Source organism: Bartonella sp. AP57NXGY, from assembly GCF_042195805.1.
Classification (GTDB): Bacteria; Pseudomonadota; Alphaproteobacteria; order Rhizobiales; family Rhizobiaceae; genus Bartonella.
Map to the genome: position 1 here is coordinate 1 of NZ_JBHIOZ010000114.1, position 3,909 is coordinate 3,909.

The 3,909-nt window shown below is 42.7% G+C and carries 4 protein-coding genes; all 4 read left to right on the top strand.

What is annotated here, in order from left to right:
* A partial coding sequence (locus ACFIL8_RS08070) for a phage terminase large subunit (RefSeq protein WP_375689377.1) occupies positions 1-1,041 on the top strand: 1,041 nt, incomplete at its 5' end.
* Between the two features lie 260 nt (positions 1,042-1,301).
* Positions 1,302-2,468: a tyrosine-type recombinase/integrase gene (locus ACFIL8_RS08075; RefSeq protein ID WP_375613766.1), complete on the top strand. Its 1,167-nt coding sequence runs from the start codon at positions 1,302-1,304 to the stop codon at positions 2,466-2,468.
* Positions 2,469-2,675: 207 nt separating this feature from the next.
* Complete coding sequence (locus ACFIL8_RS08080; protein WP_011180791.1) at positions 2,676-2,876, top strand: AlpA family transcriptional regulator; 201 nt, start codon at positions 2,676-2,678, stop codon at positions 2,874-2,876.
* Between the two features lie 98 nt (positions 2,877-2,974).
* Positions 2,975-3,859 (top strand): toprim domain-containing protein, encoded by an 885-nt coding sequence (locus ACFIL8_RS08085; RefSeq protein WP_375689380.1) that lies wholly within the window; start codon positions 2,975-2,977, stop codon positions 3,857-3,859.
* The last annotated feature ends 50 nt before the right edge of the window (positions 3,860-3,909 follow it).

The window sequence follows — 3,909 nt, forward strand, 5'->3', positions numbered from 1 at the left end:
AAGTCGATAGATGGTCGCGTAGCCTTTCAGTTTTCTGGTCTGGACCGTAATATTGCGAGCATTAAATCGATGGGGCGTATTTTGCTTTGTTGGGTTGATGAGGCAGAGCCCGTTACAGAGACGGCTTGGCAGACGCTTATTCCAACGTTGCGTGAAGAAGGCGAGGGGTGGCGAGCAGAGTTATGGGTGACATGGAACCCGTTGCGAGAGAATGCCCCCGTTGAGAAGCGGTTTCGCTTTTCAGACAATGAAGCCATTAAGCGTGTAGAGATCAATTGGTCAGATAATCCGAAGTTTCCTAAGATCTTGAATGAAGCGCGGCTTGATGATCTGAGAAACCGTCCCGAGACCTATAAGCATATATGGGAGGGGGCTTATCTTACAGCAGTTCAAGGCGCTTATTATCAAAAGGAAATGTTGGCAGCCGAGCAAGAGGGGCGGATAGGGCGCGTTGCGCGTGATCCTTTAATGCAGATACGCGCTTTTTGGGACATTGGGGGTACGGGTGCTAAGGCAGATGCTACGGCGATATGGATAGCGCAATTTGTTGGTAGGGAGATCAGAGTACTTGATTATTACGAAGCACAGGGACAGCCTTTATCCGAACATATCGGTTGGTTGCGTCAAAATGGTTATGAGAAGGCATTGATGGTGTTACCCCATGATGGTGCGACGAGAGACCGTGTGCACAATGTGAGTTTTGAGAGTGCTTTAAATGATGCGGGTTTTGAAACGCAAGTGATCCCTAATCAAGGGGCAGGGGCGGTTAAGATGCGTATAGAGGCGGTGCGACGTATTTTGCCGTCTGTTTGGTTTAATGAAGAGACAACCGTAGCGGGTCGTAAAGCACTGAATTGGTATCATGAGAAATGGGATGAGAAGCGTAATATTGGTTTAGGCGCTGAGCATGATTGGTCCAGTCATGGTGCGGATGCCTTTGGGTTAATGTGTGTGGGGTATGAACAGCCGATGCAAAAACAGAAGAGACCAGCTTATAGTGGTAGAGAAACTTATGAGAGCACGTCATGGATGGCAGAATGATGCATGATGAAGAGCATTTAGAGAAAGAAAGTAACGCATCAGATTTGTCGACAGAAGGTTTGTTTCGCAAGCTTGTCAGCTGGTGACAAGCTATTGATTTATAATGATAATCTAGCGTTATTCATATTGAGTTAAAGACCCGAATAACGTAAGATTCTCTTATTTCAAATCTGTTTATATTGAATCAATCAAAACCACTCGTTTGCACATAGCAAGTGGGATGAGTGTGTGGATAAAATTTGTATAAGAAAGGACTTAAAATGGCTCTTATGAACCGTCTTAATGCAAGATCTGTTGCAACATTAGGGGCTGGCAAATATAACGATGGTGCCGGCTTGTTACTTCACAAGCGTAAAGATGGCGGTGCTCAATGGATTTACCGTTATACCATTCATGGGCGCCGTCGTGAAATGGGCTTGGGGGCATTGCGAAACGTTTCTTTAAAAAAAGCGCGTGAATTGGCAAATCAATGGCGTTCTGTTTTGCATGAGGGTCGTGACCCTATTAAAGAACGCAATAAACAAAAGCGTGAGGCGATAAGCAATCTCCATTACTTAAAAGATATTGCCATAGATGCTTTTGAAAGTCGTAAAGCTGAATTAAAAGGGGATGGAAAAGACGGACATTGGTTTTTACCATTACGTCTTCATATTCTCCCCAAATTAGGCTGTTTACCCGTTTCAGAAATTACCCAAACTGAGATACGCAATACTCTTGCTCCTATCTGGCATACAAAAGCTGGAACAGCTAATAGAGCTCTTAATCGTCTTAATATATGTCTCAAACATGCGGCTGCATTAGGATTGGATGTTGATTTACAAGCAACAGAAAAAGCACGTGCTCTCTTAGGCAAACAACGTCATAAAACGCAAAACATGCCCGCAATGGATTGGAAAGAGGTCCCTGCCTTTTATAAAACACTTTGCCAAACAACAATCCTAACACAACTGGCTTTGCGTTTGCTTATTTTGACAGGAGTTCGTACTTTTCCTTTGCGTCATATTCGTGAAGGTCAAATTGAAGATGATGTCTGGACAATTCCTGCTGAAAATATGAAAGGAAAGCGTGATACTACAACAGAATTTCGCGTCCCCTTATCAAAAGAAGCGCTGAAAATTATTGAACAAGCTCGTTGTATTTCTAAAAGTGATTTTCTTTTTTCTCCTACCGGTCGCGGTCCTCTTTCACATACGATGATGGCTTGGTATATGAGAAAAAATAAAATTGAAGCATGCCCCCATGGATTTCGCTCTAGTTTACGTGATTGGCTTGCTGAAACAACCGATGCTCCCTATGAGGTTGCTGAAACTATTCTAAGTCATACAGTTGGCGGCAAAGTAGAGCGTGCCTATCGTCGCACTGACTATCTAGAACAGCGCCGCGTTTATATGGATAAATGGGCGGCTTATGTCACGGGTCAATCTTAAGATATGGGGTGAATAACCCCATTATCTGTGGATAACTTTAGCTCTCTTTTCTCTCATTCTCTCTCAATAAGACTCATAACGTATCACATTAAAATTTATATGATAAAATATTGTTTTCTATAAATAAAATATCTTCAAAAATGAACCAAAATGTGGTTAATAAATAGTTATGATTTGTTACCATTTTTTGATAGAAAGGATTTTAGTATGACAGAAAATGATATTCTTTTGACAGACCGTGAAAGTGCAAAATTGCTTCATATGAGTGTCTCAACATTCCGCCGTCATGTTACCAATGGCTCTCTCCCAAAACCTTTAAAATTTGGTTTTTTGTCCCGTTGGTTACAATCGGATCTTATCAATGTCATCGAGCAAGCAAAACAGCAACGTCAAAGTGACGCGGCATAAAAAAAACCTTGTCACGTAAGGACGGACAAGGCTTTCTCAAACTCATCACCCTAGAGATAGCACAATCCGTCCTGTGACGCAACGTTATAGGATTTACAATGATGTGTTCTTTTAAGAATGCGCAAGGTATCACACGTGCCTTGCGCGGGGTTTGGCATGGGCGTTATGGAACAGCCCGTTGCCCTGCTCATGATGATAGGCTGCCTAGCTTATCCCTTGCCAATGGACATGATGGGCGTCTTTTACTCTATTGTTATGCTGGCTGCTCTTTTAGAGAGATCATACAAGCGCTCATTAGAATTGGCTTGCTTGGAAAACAAGCCTTTTTTGATAAAGCTTATGATCAGACGCTTTCTTTCTCAAAACAGTTTTGTGCTGATCTCAAACGAGCAAAACAGAAAGCAGAGAGAGCAAAAGCAATTTGGCAACAAAGCCAACCAATCAAAAATACTTTAGCAGAAACCTATTTACGTATGCGGGGTATTACATGTGATTTGCCTGCTGATTTACGCTTTTACGACAAATGTTCGCACCCCTCTGGGGTTACACTGCCCGCGTTGGTTGCTTTTGTTAAGGGCGCTGGCTCTTTCGCCATTCATAGAACCTTTTTACAAGCCAATGGCTGCAAAACAGACCAAAAACCAGCAAAAGCCATGTTGGGATCTGTAACAGGTGGTGCTGTGCATTTAAGTCAAGGCAATCCCAAACATCTGGTCATTTGTGAGGGCATTGAAACCGGTCTGGCTCTTTTGTCTGGGTTGTTATCAGAGCCCGTTGATTTATGGGCGTCCCTTTCAACCAGTGGCATGATGCGTGTGAATTTACCCCATACAAAAGGACGTCTCACCATTGCAATGGACGGCGATGATGCGGGTCGTAAAGCAGGTTTTACCCTAGCTGCGCGTGCCTATAGACAAGGCTTTGAGGTCTTTATGATGCAAGCTCCAAAAGGAACCGATTTTAATAACGTATTACTTTCTTAAAAGAGGGAAACTATGAAAGATAGTAATTTACAAAACAATAATGAAAATAC

What these genes read in the sequence shown, in the direction of transcription:
- ACFIL8_RS08075 (WP_375613766.1), top strand. Translation starts at nt 1,302, where the DNA reads ATGGCTCTTATGAACCGTCTTAATGCAAGATCTGTTGCAACATTAGGG.
- ACFIL8_RS08080 (WP_011180791.1), top strand. Translation starts at nt 2,676, where the DNA reads ATGACAGAAAATGATATTCTTTTGACAGACCGTGAAAGTGCAAAATTG.
- ACFIL8_RS08085 (WP_375689380.1), top strand. Translation starts at nt 2,975, where the DNA reads ATGATGTGTTCTTTTAAGAATGCGCAAGGTATCACACGTGCCTTGCGC.